Annotated in this window: 13 protein-coding genes and 2 pseudogenes; 8 read left to right on the forward strand and 7 right to left on the reverse strand. The window is 72.8% G+C overall.

From position 1 onward, the window contains the following. Window positions 1-153: 153 nt before the first annotated feature. Window positions 154-2,958, forward strand: a complete 2,805-nt coding sequence (locus ACLQ24_RS16170) for an ATP-binding protein (RefSeq protein WP_425892459.1) — start codon at window positions 154-156, stop codon at window positions 2,956-2,958. Between the two features lie 243 nt (window positions 2,959-3,201). Here the strand turns inward: ACLQ24_RS16170 and ACLQ24_RS16175 are convergent, their stop codons facing one another. Beyond that, complete coding sequence (locus ACLQ24_RS16175) at window positions 3,202-3,954, reverse strand: hypothetical protein (RefSeq protein ID WP_425892460.1); 753 nt, start codon at window positions 3,952-3,954, stop codon at window positions 3,202-3,204. Further along, complete coding sequence (locus ACLQ24_RS16180) at window positions 3,951-4,451, reverse strand: SigE family RNA polymerase sigma factor (protein WP_425892462.1); 501 nt, start codon at window positions 4,449-4,451, stop codon at window positions 3,951-3,953. The genes ACLQ24_RS16175 and ACLQ24_RS16180 overlap by 4 nt, the downstream gene beginning before the upstream one ends. 143 nt (window positions 4,452-4,594) lie before the next feature. Between ACLQ24_RS16180 and ACLQ24_RS16185 the strand changes: the two genes are divergently transcribed. Beyond that, complete coding sequence (locus tag ACLQ24_RS16185) at window positions 4,595-5,425, forward strand: DUF3152 domain-containing protein (RefSeq protein ID WP_425892463.1); 831 nt, start codon at window positions 4,595-4,597, stop codon at window positions 5,423-5,425. A 21-nt stretch (window positions 5,426-5,446) separates the two neighbouring features. On the opposite strand, the gene ACLQ24_RS16190 is transcribed toward ACLQ24_RS16185, so the two are convergent. Then, a complete protein-coding gene (locus ACLQ24_RS16190) occupies window positions 5,447-6,163 on the reverse strand; it encodes a hypothetical protein (RefSeq protein WP_425892465.1) in 717 nt (238 codons plus the stop codon). A gap of 237 nt (window positions 6,164-6,400) precedes the next feature. Between ACLQ24_RS16190 and ACLQ24_RS16195 the strand changes: the two genes are divergently transcribed. Continuing rightward, window positions 6,401-7,000, forward strand: coding sequence for an AMIN-like domain-containing (lipo)protein (locus tag ACLQ24_RS16195; protein WP_425892484.1), 600 nt, complete (start codon window positions 6,401-6,403; stop codon window positions 6,998-7,000). Between the two features lie 64 nt (window positions 7,001-7,064). Here the strand turns inward: ACLQ24_RS16195 and ACLQ24_RS16200 are convergent, their stop codons facing one another. Together ACLQ24_RS16200 and ACLQ24_RS16205 are read right to left on the reverse strand one after the other, a co-directional pair. Continuing rightward, complete coding sequence (locus ACLQ24_RS16200) at window positions 7,065-7,295, reverse strand: helix-turn-helix domain-containing protein (protein ID WP_425892466.1); 231 nt, start codon at window positions 7,293-7,295, stop codon at window positions 7,065-7,067. An 88-nt stretch (window positions 7,296-7,383) separates the two neighbouring features. Then, a pseudogene (locus ACLQ24_RS16205) lies at window positions 7,384-7,464 on the reverse strand (L-rhamnose mutarotase); the annotation flags it as partial. A 142-nt stretch (window positions 7,465-7,606) separates the two neighbouring features. Here ACLQ24_RS16205 and ACLQ24_RS16210 point away from each other — a divergent pair. The 5 genes from ACLQ24_RS16210 (at window position 7,607) to ACLQ24_RS16230 (ending at window position 12,943) form a co-directional block, all read left to right on the forward strand. Then, window positions 7,607-8,287 carry a response regulator gene (locus ACLQ24_RS16210; RefSeq protein WP_425892468.1) on the forward strand — a complete coding sequence of 227 codons (681 nt, stop codon included), beginning with the start codon at window positions 7,607-7,609 and terminating at the stop codon, window positions 8,285-8,287. A 13-nt stretch (window positions 8,288-8,300) separates the two neighbouring features. Further along, window positions 8,301-9,770: a sensor histidine kinase gene (locus ACLQ24_RS16215; protein WP_425892470.1), complete on the forward strand. Its 1,470-nt coding sequence runs from the start codon at window positions 8,301-8,303 to the stop codon at window positions 9,768-9,770. Beyond that, window positions 9,733-10,674, forward strand: coding sequence for a Gmad2 immunoglobulin-like domain-containing protein (locus ACLQ24_RS16220; RefSeq protein WP_425892472.1), 942 nt, complete (start codon window positions 9,733-9,735; stop codon window positions 10,672-10,674). The genes ACLQ24_RS16215 and ACLQ24_RS16220 overlap by 38 nt, the downstream gene beginning before the upstream one ends. A gap of 129 nt (window positions 10,675-10,803) precedes the next feature. After that, window positions 10,804-11,415, forward strand: coding sequence for a TetR/AcrR family transcriptional regulator (locus tag ACLQ24_RS16225; RefSeq protein WP_425892474.1), 612 nt, complete (start codon window positions 10,804-10,806; stop codon window positions 11,413-11,415). A gap of 34 nt (window positions 11,416-11,449) precedes the next feature. After that, window positions 11,450-12,943 carry an MFS transporter gene (locus ACLQ24_RS16230; RefSeq protein WP_425892476.1) on the forward strand — a complete coding sequence of 498 codons (1,494 nt, stop codon included), beginning with the start codon at window positions 11,450-11,452 and terminating at the stop codon, window positions 12,941-12,943. 355 nt (window positions 12,944-13,298) lie between these two features. Here ACLQ24_RS16230 and ACLQ24_RS16235 read toward each other — a convergent pair. Both ACLQ24_RS16235 and ACLQ24_RS16240 read right to left on the reverse strand, forming a co-directional pair. After that, a pseudogene (locus tag ACLQ24_RS16235) lies at window positions 13,299-13,535 on the reverse strand (RtcB family protein); the annotation flags it as partial. A 753-nt stretch (window positions 13,536-14,288) separates the two neighbouring features. Further along, window positions 14,289-15,452 (reverse strand): RICIN domain-containing protein, encoded by a 1,164-nt coding sequence (locus tag ACLQ24_RS16240; RefSeq protein ID WP_425892485.1) that lies wholly within the window; start codon window positions 15,450-15,452, stop codon window positions 14,289-14,291. Window positions 15,453-15,589: the final 137 nt, after the last annotated feature.

Below are 15,589 nucleotides of genomic sequence, written 5' to 3' on the forward strand. Positions count from 1 at the left end.
CCTGCGGCATCGGACGTTCGTCCCGAACCCCCACCGGTTCGACGATGGGTACCGGCGTCGGCACAGGTGAGTAGAGGTGTCAGGATGGGTAGGTAACGCCAGCAGGGGTCGTCGGGCCCGGAACGGGGGGCTAGCGATGAGGCCGGGGCGAGCGTGACACGACCCCGCACCGACCTGTTCGACGACGGCGGTGACACCGGCCGGCTGATGGCAGAGCTGGACTGGGCCGACACACCGCTCGGCGCGGTGTCCGGCTGGACACAGAGCCTGCGATCCGCCGTACGGGTGGTGCTCTCCTCCCGCTACCCCATGCTGCTGCTCTGGGGCGAGCGCTTCTCCCAGCTCTACAACGACGCGTACTCCGCGCTGATCGGCGACAAGCACCCCGCCGCCCTGGGTGGCGACGTGCGGGTGACCCTGGCCGAGGGCTGGGACGTCCTCGCCCCCCTGATCGAGCGGGCCATGGCGACCGGCGTGGCCAGTTGGGTACCCGCCCTCCAGCTCCTGCTGGAGCGCGCCGGCTACCGCGAGGAGGCGTACTTCAGCGTCTCGCACGCCCCGGCCCGCGACGACGACGGCCGCACGGTCGGCGTGCTGACGGTGTGCAGCGAGGTCACCGAGCAGGTCGTCGGCGAACGGCGGCTGCGGCTGCTGCGTGACCTGTCGCTGCGCGGCGACGGGCGCACCGTCGACGTCGACGCGACGTGCTCCCGGCTGATCGACGCGATCGGCGGCCACCCGCTGGACGTACCCTTCGCCGCGATCTACCTACGCGACGGCGCGGCCCTGCGCCGGATCGCCTGCGCGGGCGGAGAGCCGCCCCACGCCATCGTCACCGGGACGCTGCCGTCCGTCGTCGACCTGGCCGACCCGAGCCCGACGGCCCGCGCCTGGGCGCTACCGGAGGCGGCGTCGGGTCGACCCGCCGACGTGACCGGCGTCGCCGACCGGCTGTCGCTGCCCGCCGGCCCGTGGGGCGATCCCACCCGCGCCGCGCTGGCCCTGCCGCTGCCCTCGGCCGCCGAGGACCAGCCGCTCGGCGTCCTGCTGGTCGGCGTCAGCCCCAACCGGGCGCTGGACGAGGCGTACCGCTCCTTCTACCAACTGCTGACGCAGCAGGTGTCCGCGGCGGTGCGCAACGCCCAGGAGTACGAGCGGGAGCGACGCCGGGCCGAGACGCTGGCCGAGCTGGACCGGGTGAAGACCGCCTTCTTCACCAACGTCAGCCACGAATTCCGTACCCCGTTGACCCTCATGCTCGGGCCGCTCGCCGACGCACTCGCCGACACCGCAGCGCCGCTGGCACCCCCGCAGCGGGAGCGGGCGGAGACCGCCTGGCGCAACGCGACCCGCCTGTTGACCCTGGTCAACAGCCTGCTCACCTTCTCCAGCCTGGAGGCCGGACGGGCTCGCAGCGACGCCCACGAGGTCGACCTGCCCGCCCTCACCGCCGAGCTGGCCAGCGTCTTCCGCGCCGCCGTCGAGCGGGCCGGCCTGACGCTGGACGTCGACTGCCCGCCCCTGCCCCACCCGGTCACCGTCGACCCGGTCAACTGGGAGCGAATCGTCACCAACCTGCTGTCGAACGCCCTCAAGTACACGTTCATCGGTCGCATCCGCATCGCCGTGGACGCCGACCACGACGAGGTACGCCTCACCGTCGCCGACACCGGCATCGGGATCGCCGAGGCCGACCTGCCGAAGCTCTTCGAGCGCTTCCATCGGGTGCAGGGCGCACGGTCGCGCAGCCACGAGGGCACCGGGATCGGCCTGGCCCTGGTCCACGAGCTGGCCCGGCTGGAGGGGGGTGAGGTCCGGGTGGCCAGCCGAGTGGGTGCCGGCACCACCTTCACCGTGGCCCTGCCCTGGTCGGCGGCGCGACGCACGGCCACGACCGGCCCGCCCGGCGAGGGGCGGGGCGACGCGGCACGCGCCGCCGGCCAGGAGGCAGTGGGCTGGCTGACCGACCCGGCCGGCGACGTCGCCGAGCCTGCGGCCGCGCCGGGCCCGGCCGCCGACGAGCTGGTCGGGGCCCGCATCCTGGTGGCCGACGACAACAGCGACATGCGCGCGTACCTGAGTCGGCTGCTCGCCGGTCAGGGCTGGCGGGTGCGGTCGGTCACCGACGGTCTGCAGGCCCTCGACGCGATCCACCGGGAGCCACCGGACCTCGTGCTCACCGACGTCATGATGCCGGTGCTGGACGGCTTCGACCTCGTCCGCCGGTTGCGCGCCGACCCCGACACCCGGGCGCTGCCGGTGCTGGTGCTCTCCGCGCGGGCGGGCGAGGACGCCAGCGTGGCCGGTCTGAGCCTCGGCGCCGACGACTACCTGGTGAAGCCGTTCGCCGCCGCCGAGCTGATCGCCCGGATCCGGACCGCCATCCGCCGCGCCCGCACCCAGGTGTCCGGCGACCACGCCCCCGCACCGGCCGACGCCGAGCCGACACCGGTCGCGGCCCAGCCGACGCCCGCCGGGGCCGAGTCGGGCTGGAACGCGCCACCCGTGGATCGCGTCGCCGATCCGGTTGCCGGCGACACGGCCGGCGTGCCGGTCGCCGACACGTCCGACGACGGCATCGGCGACAGGCTGGACACGCAGTGGACGTACCCGTCCGTGCCCACCTCGGCGGCCGTCATGCGCCAACACGTCCGGCTGGCCTTGGACGACCTGGACGTCGACGCGGACGTGGTGGAGGATCTGCTGCTCGCCGCCTCCGAGGCGATGAACAACGCCGTCGAGCACGCGCAACGGCCCCGCCGGCCCGAGGTGCGGGTCCGGCTCCAGGTGGGTGGCGCGCTGGTCCGGATCTCGGTACGCGACTTCGGCACCTGGCGGGACCGCCGACCGGCCATGGACCGGGGTCGGGGCGCGCTGCTGATGAACGCCTACGGCGACGTACGGCTGGTCTCCACGGGCGAGGGGACGACCGTGACCATCGAACGCCGGCTGAGCTAAACCCGGGGCGACCGGCTCAGCGTGGGTAGCCGGAAGACTGAGGATGACCATGAGGGCTCCACAACCTCGGGCGCAGCACGGCGCAACGGCAATCACCCATGGAACCTCTGCGGTCAGGCCGGGAAGCTCACCAGCAGCCATGTCCTGGCGAAGTCGGAGGGAGATTGGGTCAAGCACTCACGCCAGATTCGGCGGTACTCACGCCTTGATCGTGGCATGACGTGGGCTACGGCTGTCCAAGGCTCAGAGCCGGCGACCCGCGCTGTCGTGGGCGACGATGCCGTCCAGCCGGGCCCCCGGCGTAAGCGTGGCCGGATCGAACCAGAAGATCACGACCTGCTTGTCGAGACTCCATCGCGCCACCGTGGCGTCGACCTGCCGACCGTCGACGGTACCGATGATCCGCGCCGCCGGGCCGACGAAGTAGCCGAAGGTGGGCACCGGAAAGACCGACTCGCTCTCGTCGTACCCGATCTGGTGGAACCCGGGGCTGCGGTCGGCGCCCTCGACGTCGTTGACCAGGATGTCCGTGCTCACCGTTCCGTCTGCGGCACGGCGACCGGCGGCCAATCCGATGGTCACCCTGGGCGCCCCCGGGACCATCACCGCGACGACGAAGTAGACCCTCCGGTCGGTGCCGTGCCCTATCCCGGAGTCGATCACCTGACCCAGGGGCTTCGGACCTGGCACGCCACGAACCTTCGTGGGCGGTGGCGTCGGCTCCTCCGATGTCGCCATCGGCGTGCCGCCGCCCGAGGGCGGGGCGACGGCGACGAGCGGCGGGGGCTCGGTCGGCGACCGTTCGTGCGACCCGGTCGGGTCGACCACCACCGCGGTGACGGCTACCAGCCCGGCCGCGACCGTCGCCGCCGCCCCGGTGATCCGCCGACGGGTACGCAGCCGCCGTCCCTCGCGCATGACGCTGGCCAGGTCGAGGACGGCGTCGGGGCGCTCGGTCGCCCGCATGGCCTCGCGGAGGCGATCCAGCTCGCTCATCGGCGCGCCTCCACGCCGGCGGCGCGCGGCGCTGCGGCCCGCAGCTTCCCCAGGGCTCGCGAGCTGGTGCTCTTGACGGTGCCCACGGACACGGCGAGTTCCCGAGCCACCTGCGCCTCCGGCAGGTCGAAGTAGTACCGCAGCACGACGATGGCCCGCTCCCGAGGGCTCAGCGCGCCGAGGATGGCGACCAGCCAGCGCCGGGTGGCCACCTCGTCGGCGAGGTCCCCGCGGCGCTGCTCCGGCACCTCGTCGGTCGGGTACTCCCGCATTGGCCGTCGCCACCGGTCCACGAGGTGGTTGACCAGGGTGCGACGCGCGTACCCATAGGCGTCGTCGTCGTGGATCCGCGACCACGACGCGTACGTGCGGACCAGCGCGGTCTGCGCGGCATCCTCGGCCTGGTGGTGGTCGCCGGTCATCAGGAACGCGGCGTGCACCAGTCGCGCCGACGACGCCCGCGCGAACTCGACGAACTCCGCATCACCGCGCGCCACCGCGCCCCACCCCCGTGCCACACCATTTCAGACGGGACAGGCCGACAAGAAGTTGAGACCGGGGTCACTTCAACTTTTCGCCGCCCGCACCCGTCTTCTCCTTTGCGCCGCCGTAACGTGACGCGACGCGCGAGGGGAGAGACATGTCGACCAAGGGTACCCACCGGTGGCTTCCTGCCTCGGCGGCGTCACTGCTGGTAGTGGCGCTGCTCACCGGATGCACAGGACCAGCGGCCGGGCAGCCCGCCACCGGAGGACCCACCACCGGACCGCGACCCGGTGGCCACGCCACGGCCTCGAACCGGCCGACCGGCGTCGGTATCCTCCGCCCCAGCAGCACGTCCAGCCGCCCGGTCAGCTACCCCGCCACCGGCGGTAACCGCTGGTCGATGGCCGCGGCCGAAACGACGGGTGGCAGCGGAGACAGCGGCACCCTGCTCCGCTACCGGGTCGCCGTGGAACGCGACATCCGCGGTCTTCCGGTGGGTGACATCGCCACCGAGATTTCCGCGACGTTGAACGACCCCCGCGGGTGGACGGCGGGCGGGACATGGCGGCTGCGTCGGGTGGGCGCTGGCGAGTCGGCGGACTTCACCATCTACCTGGCGACCCCCGACACCCGCGACGCCCTCTGCCAGGACGTACCGGACGGCTACACGTCCTGTCGCAACGGGGCCAAGGTGGTCCTCAACGTGGCGCGCTGGGTCTCGGGCGTGCCGAACTACGGCGCGAGCCTGGCCACCTACCGGCAGTACATGGTCAACCACGAGGTCGGGCACAGGCTCGGATTCGGCCACGAACGCTGCCCGGGGCAGGGCCAGCCGGCGCCGGTGATGCAGCAGCAGACGTTGGGCCTGCACGGCTGCCGAGCCAGCGCGTGGCCGTACCCGAACGGCACGGTCCGCTACCGCGGCCCGTCCGGGGCGTACGACGACGCGATCCCACGACGCGAGGGCGCGTACCCGGCGCACTGAGCCCCGGCCCGCGACCCCGCGTCAGGGTCGGCGGCGGCGCTCCTGCTCGAGTCGCTCGTCCAGCCGACCCAGTTCGTAGACGGCGTTGAGGCTCGTCGGCAGACGACGGACATTCTCCGGCCCGGGGTCGGGATCAGAATCGGGGTCGGGCGTGGGTGCGGGGTCGGGCATCGGTGCGGGAGCGGCGGCGGGAGCGGCGGCGGGAGCGGCGGCGGGAGCGGCGTCACCACGGCGGCGCAGCAGCAGCGCCGCCAGCACGACCAGGAGCATCGCGACCAGCAGGTAGGACACGGGCGGCCAGCCATCGCGGACGGGGTCGGCGAGCGACGGCGCCACGACCGGTGCCTTGGCGTCACCGCCGCGCAGGGGCACGGCCGCATCGCGGTCGTCGGTGCCTGCGCCGCTGCCGGGGCGGTCGGGGGTGGCCTCCGCCCGGACACCGGCTCGCGACCCGGCGGGCGCGGGGTGCGCGGGGGGTGCGCCGGGCGTCGACGGTCTGGACGGCCCGGTCGTCGATGGTCGGCTCGACCCGGTGGTCGGGGCGCGGGTGCCCGTCGGGGTCGGCGTCGGGGTCGGGGTCGGGGTCGGGGTCGGCGTACCGTCGCCGCCCAGCAGGTCGCCGACGATCCGGCCGACACCGCCGACCAGTTCGCCGATCGGACCGGGGGTGACAGACACCGACGGCGCGGGCGCGGGCGCGAGGGCGAGGGTCAGCGCGAGGACGACGACGGCAGGCATGCATCCACCTCCGATGTGCCGATGCGAGGCACCGTATCGCAATGTGGGATCGCGTGGGGTGCCACGCCACGCCGTGCTGCGGCTGACGCTGATTACGGCGGGGGCGACGGCTGTTACCCAGCGGTTACGCCGCGGCGAGGTGCCTGTGTCCGGACGGGACGACGGTGGCGGCAGAGGGTCACCGGCAGGGCCGCCGCGACGTGGCCCCGGGACACCGAACGGAGAACGACGATGAGGATGAAGATGAGGAGCGCACTGACCGCGATGGCGGTCGTCCTCGCCGGACTGCTCGGCAACACCGGCACCAGCAGCGCGGTCGGCACCAGCAGTGCGGCGGGCAGCGCGACCCGGGCGGGCAGCGCGGCCGAGGCGGCGTACTGCGGGATCACCTGGGGCAGTGCGGAGAAGTCGGCGGGCACGCTGAGCGACGCCCCGCTTGTCGAGGTGCGGACGGGCCGGCAGGACTGCTACGACAGGGTGGTGTTCGAGTTCTCCGGCCCGGTCGACGGTTACGCGGTCGGCTACGGCGAGACCTGGACCGAGGGCGAGGGGCTCGCGCTCTCGCCGTACACCGCCGGAGGCGCGCTGCTGCGGGTCTCCCTGCGGGCCCCGGCGTACGACGACGACCACCTCGGCACGGTGCCCTACGCGGTCGGCGCACACGTCACGAACCTGCTGCGCTACCCGACGCTGCGCGACGTGGTCTTCGGCGGCAGCTTCGAGGGCTACACCACCTTCGCGGTCGGGGTACGGGCCCGGCTGCCGTTCCGCACCGTCGTGCTGGCCGGTCCGGGCACCCACAGCCGGATCGTGCTCGACGTCGCCCACCAGTGGTGAGCTGGCCGGCTCGGCGATCCGCCGGGCCGGCTGCCCCAGGGGCGGACGGCCCGGCGACCGGACCTCAGCGTCGTGACGGGCCCTCGTCCGCCTGGGCGCGACGGGTCGTACCGAACCGCCGTTGGTAGGCGGCGGGGCTGATCGACAGCTTCCGGGCGAAGATCCATCGCATGCTCTCGTAGCTGGGGAAGCCGGCGAGCGTGGCGGCCTGCGTCGCGGTGTGGTTCTGGTCCAGCAGCGCCCCGGCCAGGTCGAATCGGATGTTCTCCACGTAGCGGGCCGGTGTCGTGGACAACTCGTCGCGAAGCTGACCGTGGCAGGTCGTCGTGGAGGAAGATGGTGTAGTTGCGGAAGTTCGCCTCGCGCAGCGTCTGCTCGACGCTCGGCCAGACGGCGGCGTGTAACCGCAGGTAGGTTTCCCGCTGCTCGGGGCGGAGTCGAATCACGCAGCCATGACGTTGCACGTCGTGCCCTTTCGTGTGAGGGGGGTGCCGAAGGCACCTGACCGTAGCCCGTGGACGGCGCGGGGCTGAGGACCCGACCGGCCTCCGATGACGACCGTTCCGCCAGGGTTACGCACCGTGGCCGCGGGTCTACCCTCGACTGATGGAGGGCCGCGTACTGGTGGTCGAGGACGACGTCTCCATCCGGGAGGTCACCGCCCTCGGCCTGCGCCGCGCCGGCTTCCGGGTGGACACCGCCGTCGACGGGCGGCAGGCACTGGTGACCTGGCGAGCCCACCCGGTCGACCTGATCGTGCTGGACGTCATGCTGCCCGGGCTGGACGGCCTGGAGGTCTGCCGGGAGATCCGACGGACGAGCCAGGTGCCGATCCTCATGCTGACCGCCCGCACCGACACGCTCGATGTGGTGGTCGGCCTGGAGTGCGGCGCGGACGACTACCTCCGCAAGCCCTTCGACCTGCCGGAGCTGGTGGCCCGGGTCCGCTCGGTGCTGCGGCGGGCCAGCGCGCCGACGCCGTCACGCACCATCACGATTGGCGGCCTGGAGATCGACCCGGGCGGTTTCACCGTACGCCGCGATGGCCGGGTGGTGGAGCTGACCGCCACCGAGTTCCGGCTCCTGCTGGAGCTGGCCCGACGCCCCGGCCAGGTCTTCACCCGGGAGCTGCTGCTGGACCTGGTGTGGAACCACCGCTTCCTGGGTGACTCGCGGCTCGTCGACGTGGCGGTGCAGCGGTTGCGCGCCAAGGTCGAGGACGACCCGGCGCACCCCCGGCGCATCCGCACGGTGCGCGGCGCGGGCTACAAACTGTCCACCGGCTGACGGGAGGTCGGCGATGGCCGCACGCGCGGTGGCGCCCGGCCGACTGCGGCGTCGGCTGACGATCGCGTTCGTGCTGGTCGCCGGGGTGTCCGCCGGTCTGCTCGCCGGAGGGACCGGGCTGCTGCTGCGGCAGTCCTGGTTGGACGCCTCGCTGCGCCAGGCCGCCGCCGACGCCCGCTACCAGCTCGTGCTCGCCGGACAGTTCCTGCCGTTGACCGAGCAGCGCGGCACCGAGCTGCTCACCAGCTTCGAGGGCAGCGGCCGGCACGTCGTCCTCGTCGACGGCACGATCCGGCCCTCCCACCCCGCGTACGCCCCCGCCCTGGGAGCCCGGCTGCGGGCCTCGGTCGCTGACGGACAGCTCGCGTTCCAGCGTTCGACGCCGGCGCAGCGGCCCCGCCTGCTGGTGGTCGGCGGCCGTATCCCCGGCTCGACAGCCGAGCTGTACGTGATCACCGTGGAGGACGACATCGCGGCCGACCTGAATCAGGTGCGCGCCGCACTGTTGGCCGGCTGGGTGGTCGTCGTCCTGGTCGCCGCCGGGGTGGGCCGTCTCCTGGCCCGCCGCGCCCTGGAGCCGGTGGGTCGGGCCAGTCGCGCCGCCCGGGCGCTCACCGAGGGGCTGCTCGCCACCCGTCTGCCGGTACGCGGGCGGGACGAGTTCAGCGTCTGGGCGGCGTCGTTCAACGAGATGGCCGAGGCGCTGGAAGCGAAGATCGCCGCCCTGTCGGCCGCGCAGGCGCGGGAGCGGCGGTTCACCTCCGACGTCGCGCACGAGCTGCGTACCCCGCTGACCGCCCTGGTGGCGGCGGCCTCGCTGCTGCGCGAGCAGCTCGACCGGCTGCCCGACGACGCCCGGCCGGCGGCGCGGCTGCTGGTCGGGGACGTGGTCCGGCTGCGCCGCCTGGTCGAGGACCTGATGGAGATCTCGCGGCTGGACGCCGGGCAGGAGCGCCCGAACATGGAGCCGGTGGACGCGCCGGCGCTGCTGCGCACGATCGTCGCGGCGCGTGGCTGGTCGGACCGGGTGCTGGTCCGTGGCGATCCCGTCGCGCTGCGCACGGACCCTCGCCACCTGGAGCGCGTCCTGGCCAACCTGGTCGCCAACGCGGTCGAGCACGGCGGCGGCGAGATCTCCGCGAGCGTGACCGCGGCGGGCCCGATGGTGGCCTTCGAGGTGTCCGACCGCGGGCCCGGCATCCCGGCCGCGCACCTGCCGCTCGTGTTCGACCGGTTCCACAAGGTCGACATGTCACGCTCCGCGCCGGGCAGCGGCCTCGGCCTGGCGATCGCCCGGGAACACGCGGCCCTGCTCGGCGGGGTGCTGAGCGTCCGCAGCGCGCCGGGCGTCGGCACGCGGTTCCGCCTGGAGCTGCCCGCGCACAACCCTGGCGGCGTGCCGGGCCCGACCCGCCCCGACGAGGGCGCGCGGGAGGGGGTGCGGGATGAGCCGGGGCGACGGGACCAGCGTGAACGGGCGTGACGGATGGCGCGCGGCGGGTGTCGCGGTGCTCGGCGCCACGCTCCTCCTCGCCGGCTGCGGCACCCCCCGCTCCGGCGTCCTGGGCGCGGCGCCCACCGCACCGCCGCCGACCCGCGCGCCCACCGGCGGCTCGACGCCCGTGCCGATTCCGCCGTCGCCGACTCCGCCGTCGCCGTCGGGCACCGACACCCCGCCGCGTCCGTCGACGCCGACGGTCACCGGGACGCGCCGGCCGGACGCGGTGACGATCGAGCTGTGGTACGTCCGCTCGGGCCGGCTCGTTCCCACCCGGCGCACCCGGCCGTCCACCGTCGCGACGTCCGGGCTCGCCCTGCGCGAGCTGTCCGCCGGGCCGACACCGGCCGAGGCCGCCACGGGGATGGTCACCTTCTTGCCGACCGGCGTCGAGGTCACCCGGATCGCCGACAGCGTGGCGACGCTCGGTCCCGTCCCGCCCGGCGACGAGCCGGCGGACCGGCGACGGCTGCGCGAGGCGCAGGTGGTGTGGACGCTCACCCAGTTCCCCACCGTCCGACAGGTCCGCTTTCCCGGCGGCGTACCGGTCGGTCGGGCCGACTATCCGGGTCTGCTCGCGCCGATCGTGGTCACCGGCCCCAGCGTCGGCGACCGGGTCACCGCCCCCCTCACCGTCACCGGCACGGCGGACGTGTTCGAGGCCACGGTGAGCGTCCGGGTGCTGGACGCCGACGGCCGTCAGGTGGCCGCCGGCTTCGGCGTGGCGAGCTGCGGGAGCGGCTGCCGGGGTGCCTACCGGGTGACGGTCACGTGGCGCACGGCCCGGGAGCAGCACGGCACGATCGAGGTGTACGAGGTGTCGGCCCGCGACGGCGCCCGGATCAACGCCGTGACCGTGCCGGTCCTCCTCGCGCCGCACGGGAGCTGACCGGGAAACGTGACCGTTTCGAACCTGCGATGCGACGCACCTCATAAAACCCTGCGCGAACCGCTACTAGCGAACTATGGTCGGTACGACATCGTTTCACGGGGGGCTTTGGTGCTGGATGGTCAGCAGGTGAGCACGGGCGTCGGGGTGCCGGCCGCCCGGGCGGCCCGGTGCACGACCACCGACCTGTTCAGCGTGGTGATCGACCTGCTGCGCGAGGTCGGCTACGACCGGATGACCATCGACGGCGTCGCCGCCCGCGCGCACGTGAGCAAGGCCACCATCTACCGGCGGTGGGACGGCAAGGCCGAGCTGGTCGTCGCCGCCCTGAGCGACCGCCAGGTGGGCGTGCTCAACCCGCCGGACACCGGCTCGCTGCGGGGTGACCTGATCGAGCTACTCCGCGCCACCGCCGCCATCTGCGTGGCCGACTGTGACCTGATGCAGGCCCTGACCTTCGCCATGCGGACCAGCCCGGAGCTGGAACGTCTGGTACGCCACCAGGTGCTGCCCGCCGGGCGGGTGGCCAGCACCGCCATCCTCGTCCGCGCCGCCGCCCGCGGGGAGATCCCCCCGGAGGCCGGCGAACGGGAACTGTTCCACGACCTGGCGCCCGCGCTCCTCATGTCCCGACTGGTCGCGCACGGCCTGCCTGCCGACGACGCGTTCCTCACGCAGGTCGTCGACCAGGTGCTGATCCCGGTTCTCCGCTACCGGCACGACCGCCCGTCCCAGGCCTGATCCATCAACATCCGCACCACGGAAGGCTTCACCCATGCCCGGAACCATCTCGACCGCCCCCGGCGCACCCGGCGCCGAGACGTCGACAGGCGCGCCGCACCCGCGGCGCTGGATCGCGCTGGCGGTCATCGCGGTCTCCCAGCTGATGGTCGTCCTCGACGCCACCATCGTGAACATCGCGCTCCCCCAGGCGCAGGCCGACCTGGGTATCACCGACGCGAACCGGCAGTGGGTGATCACCGCCTACACGCTGGCCTTCGGCGGTCTGCTCCTGCTCGGCGGCCGGATCGCCGACTACTGGGGGCGCAAGCGCACCTTCCTGGTCGGCATGACCGGTTTCGCGCTGGCCTCCGCCCTGGGCGGTCTGGCCACCACCGGTGGGATGCTCTTCGCCGCCCGCGCGTTGCAGGGTGCCTTCGGCGCGCTGCTCGCGCCGGCCGCGCTGGCGCTGCTCACGGTGCTGTTCACCGAGGCCACGGAGCGCGCCAAGGCCTTCGCCGTGTACGGCGCGATCGCCGGTGGTGGGTCCGCGGTCGGGCTGCTGCTCGGCGGCGCGCTGACCGAGTACGCCGACTGGCGCTGGTGCCTGCTGGTCAACATCCCGATCGCCGCCACCGCGATCGCCTTCGCCCTCCCGCTCGTGCCGGAGAGCCGGGCCCACGGCAACACCCGCTACGACGTGCCCGGCGCGGTCGTCGTCACCGCCGGTCTGGTCTCCCTCGTGTACGGCTTCACCAAGGCCGCCGAGGACGGTTGGGACGCCACCGCGACGCTCGGGTTCATCGCCGCCGGTGTGGTGCTGCTGGCCGCCTTCGTGGTGATCGAGCTGCGCACCGACCACCCGCTGCTGCCGCTGCGGATCATCCTGGACCGCAACCGGGGCGGGGCGTACCTCACCTCGACGCTGATCGGCGCGGGACTGTTCGGGGCGTTCCTGTTCCTGACCTTCTACTTCCAGGTGGTGTTGCAGTACAAGCCCCTGGAGGCCGGTCTCGCGTCGCTGCCGGTCACCGCCGGTGTGCTGATCGCCGCGGGTGGCGCCAGCCAGCTCATGCCGCGACTGGGCGCCAAGCCGCTGATGGTCGCCGGAGCGGTGCTCGCCGCCCTCGGCATGGTGGTGCTGACCCAGATCGACGTGGACACCCCGTTCCTCACCCACCTGCTGCCCGCGCAGGTCATCCTGGGCCTGGGGCTGGGCTTCACCTTCGTCCCGCTGTCCAGCCTCGCCCTGGTCGGGGTACCGGAGCACGACGCCGGCGCGGCCAGCGCGACCCTCAACGCCACCCAGCAGGTCGGTGGCTCGCTCGGCACCGCGCTGCTGAACACCTTCTACACCAGCGCGGTCGCCGCGTACTTGGTCGGCCGGGCGCCGAACCCGGTCACCCAGGTGGAGGCGCTGGTGCACGGCTACCGCGTCGCGTTCGCCTGGGGCGCGGTCCTCATCGTGCTCGCCGGGCTGGTCACCCTGGTCCTGGTGAAGGTGCGCAAGGAGGACATCCCGGCCGGCAACGCCGTGCACATGGGCTGAACCGGGTGCCGCCGCCCGGTCCGCTCCCGACCCGGGTGCGGACCGGTCGGCGCACACCAGGTGCGGCCAGCCGGCGCACACCGTCCGGTAGCGTCCCGACCATCGTCGAAGATCCGTTGAGAAGACACCATGTCCACGCCTGCCGACCAGATAATCCACGCGCTACGGGCGGGCCACGAGGAGCTTGCCGCGCTCGTGCGCGACCTCAAGGAGGACGACCTGCGCCAGCCCTCGGGGCCAGCGAGTGGCAGGTCTCCCAGGTGCTCAGCCACCTGGGGCAGCGGCGCCGATCACTGACCGGGCCGGTGCTCCCGCCCCGCGCGCACCCCCGTCAGCCCTTCACGCAGCCGACCGGCATGCCGCAGCCGATGTCGACGCCGACGGCTGCCGGCGAGACGGCCTGTCGCATGGCGATCACCGAGCCGACGGTGACGCCCTTGCCGAAGTGCACGTCCGGCATGACGGCGACGCCCTGCACCCAGGGCAGCGCGCCGATGTTGCGCAGCTGCTTCGCGGCCTGCGGCTCGATGGCGTACGGGTCCGTCCAGACCCGGACCGGCGCCCGGGTGCCGGCGAGCGGGGTGAATCCCATGGTGGTCTCCTTCGGTCGTGCGGTGACCAATATCGATCATGCGTCGGCCGGCGACGGCTCAGCGGTGGTACGCGGATACGAAAGGGCCGCCCGATCCCGGTGGGATGGGCGGCCGGCGGACGCGGTGAGCGTCGGCGTCAGTCGCGCCACCCCGGCCCGTTGTGCCGCAAAGTGCAATAGGCGCAGGGAACGGTGATGTCGAGCGTGGGGGTGCCGGCGGGGAGCAGACACCAACGGGCGTCGGTGCGGATGCGGCGCGACATGGCGTACTCCCTCCGGGGTTGATCGGTTGGCCGTGCGCTGATGAGAGTAGGAGGGGCGGCGAGTCCGCAATGGATATCGCCGCCGCCCGAGCGGCCCAGGACGGGACTGCGCCCGCGTGTCCCCGCGTGTCCCGCGTGTCGCGTCGGCGGGTAAGGGCCTTCGAGTCCGCCTTTGCTCTGCTTCAATCCAGGCAACACCTGACGTCCGATAATCGGACACCGGGTGTTTCCTCCGCTGAAGCAGAGCAAAGGGTCCGACGCGCAGGTGCCCTCCTCCGGCGTGGGGGCGCCGGCACTCCGCCTGGACAGGGCGGTTCAGGTGTCGTAGCAGCCGTCCCACGGCGGGTCGAACCCGAGGCCGTCGGGGAGGAACTCGGCGTGGTCGTTGCCGTCGTACTCCGCGGACCAGTCGACCAGCCCGAAGACGTGCCCGTCGACCTCGACCTGGAACAGCCCGATGGCGATGTCGGCGAAGACGCGGCCGGCCGAGCTACGACACGGGCACCAGCCGGAACGACTGCGCCGCGGTGCCGTTGCAGGCGTACTGGATGAGCTGGACGCTGTCCGCCGTGGACGCTCCCGGCACGTCCAGGCACTTGCCGCTGCTGCGGTTGACCAGGCGGTAGTAGCCGCCGCCCGCGGACTCCGCACGCCACTGCTGGTTGGTGCCGCCGCTGTAGGACCAGAGCTGGATGGGCGCCGAGTCGGCGGTCGACCGGTCGGTCACGTCGAGCACCTGGGCGCTGTTGTTACGGTTGTTGACGCGGAGGTAGCCGTCGCTGGTCGGGACGAACTGGTACTGCTGGGCGGCGCTGTTGTTACAGGCGTACTGCTGGATGGCGGTGCCGTTCACGCTGGCGGCGGCCCGCGCGTCCACGCACTTGCCGCTGCCCCGGTTGACCACGGTGTGCCAGGCCGTCGGCGAGATCGGGCCGGCGCTGCCGGTCGGGGTGGGCGTGGGCGTGGGCGTCAGCGTGGGCGACGTGCCGACGCCGGCGAGCCAGTGCAGGCTGTCGATCACCAGCTTGTTCTGCTGGGCGCTGTCGAAGGTGGACGACAGGCCGGTCTTGGTGGCGTAGTCCATCTTGTTGTGCCCGAAGTTGGCGTAGATCATCTTGTACTGCCGGTTGCTCCAGACCAGCGGGTAGTAACCGCTGTACCAGGACTGGTTGGGGTCGGTGCCGACCGGGAAGCTCGACGGATCGACCGAGGCCAGGATGTCGATGTTGGAGTTCTGCCGCAGGTCGTTGCTCCAGGAGTACCACTCGCTGATCGACGACCCGAAGGCCGCCGGCAGGTTCCGGGTGGCGGCGTGGGTGCGGTTGTCGACGCGCATGGTGACCCGGGTCGGAAGCCAGGTGTTGGTCCGGAACGAGCCGGAGCCGAGGAAGGTGTTGTAGTACCAGCTCCAGCTCGACGGGTTGTCGGTCCAGGCGCTGACGTGGAAACCCATCCACGCGCCGCCGTTCTGCATGTACTGCTGGAACGCGGCGCGCTGGGCGGTGGGTGGCGCGTCATCCAGGAACATGATGACCTTGTACTGGGCCAGGTTGGCGGTGTTCAGCAGGCTCCAGTTGTTGGTGGCCTCCCAGGAGAAGCCGTACTGGGCGGCGGCCTGCGGGAACCAGGCGCGAGCGTCCTTGACGAAGTCGATGTGCGCGTCGTCCCAGGTGCCGTTGTATTGACCAGTAACCCAAAGGTGCCGTGATCGTTATCCGTGTATGGGTGTTGCGGTACGTGATGCGCGGCGGCTTTCCCCGGCGGCGCAAGAGGATCTGCGTCGTCGGGCGG

The organism is Micromonospora sp. DT4 (genome assembly GCF_049841675.1).
In the GTDB taxonomy this organism is placed as follows: Bacteria; Actinomycetota; Actinomycetes; order Mycobacteriales; family Micromonosporaceae; genus Micromonospora.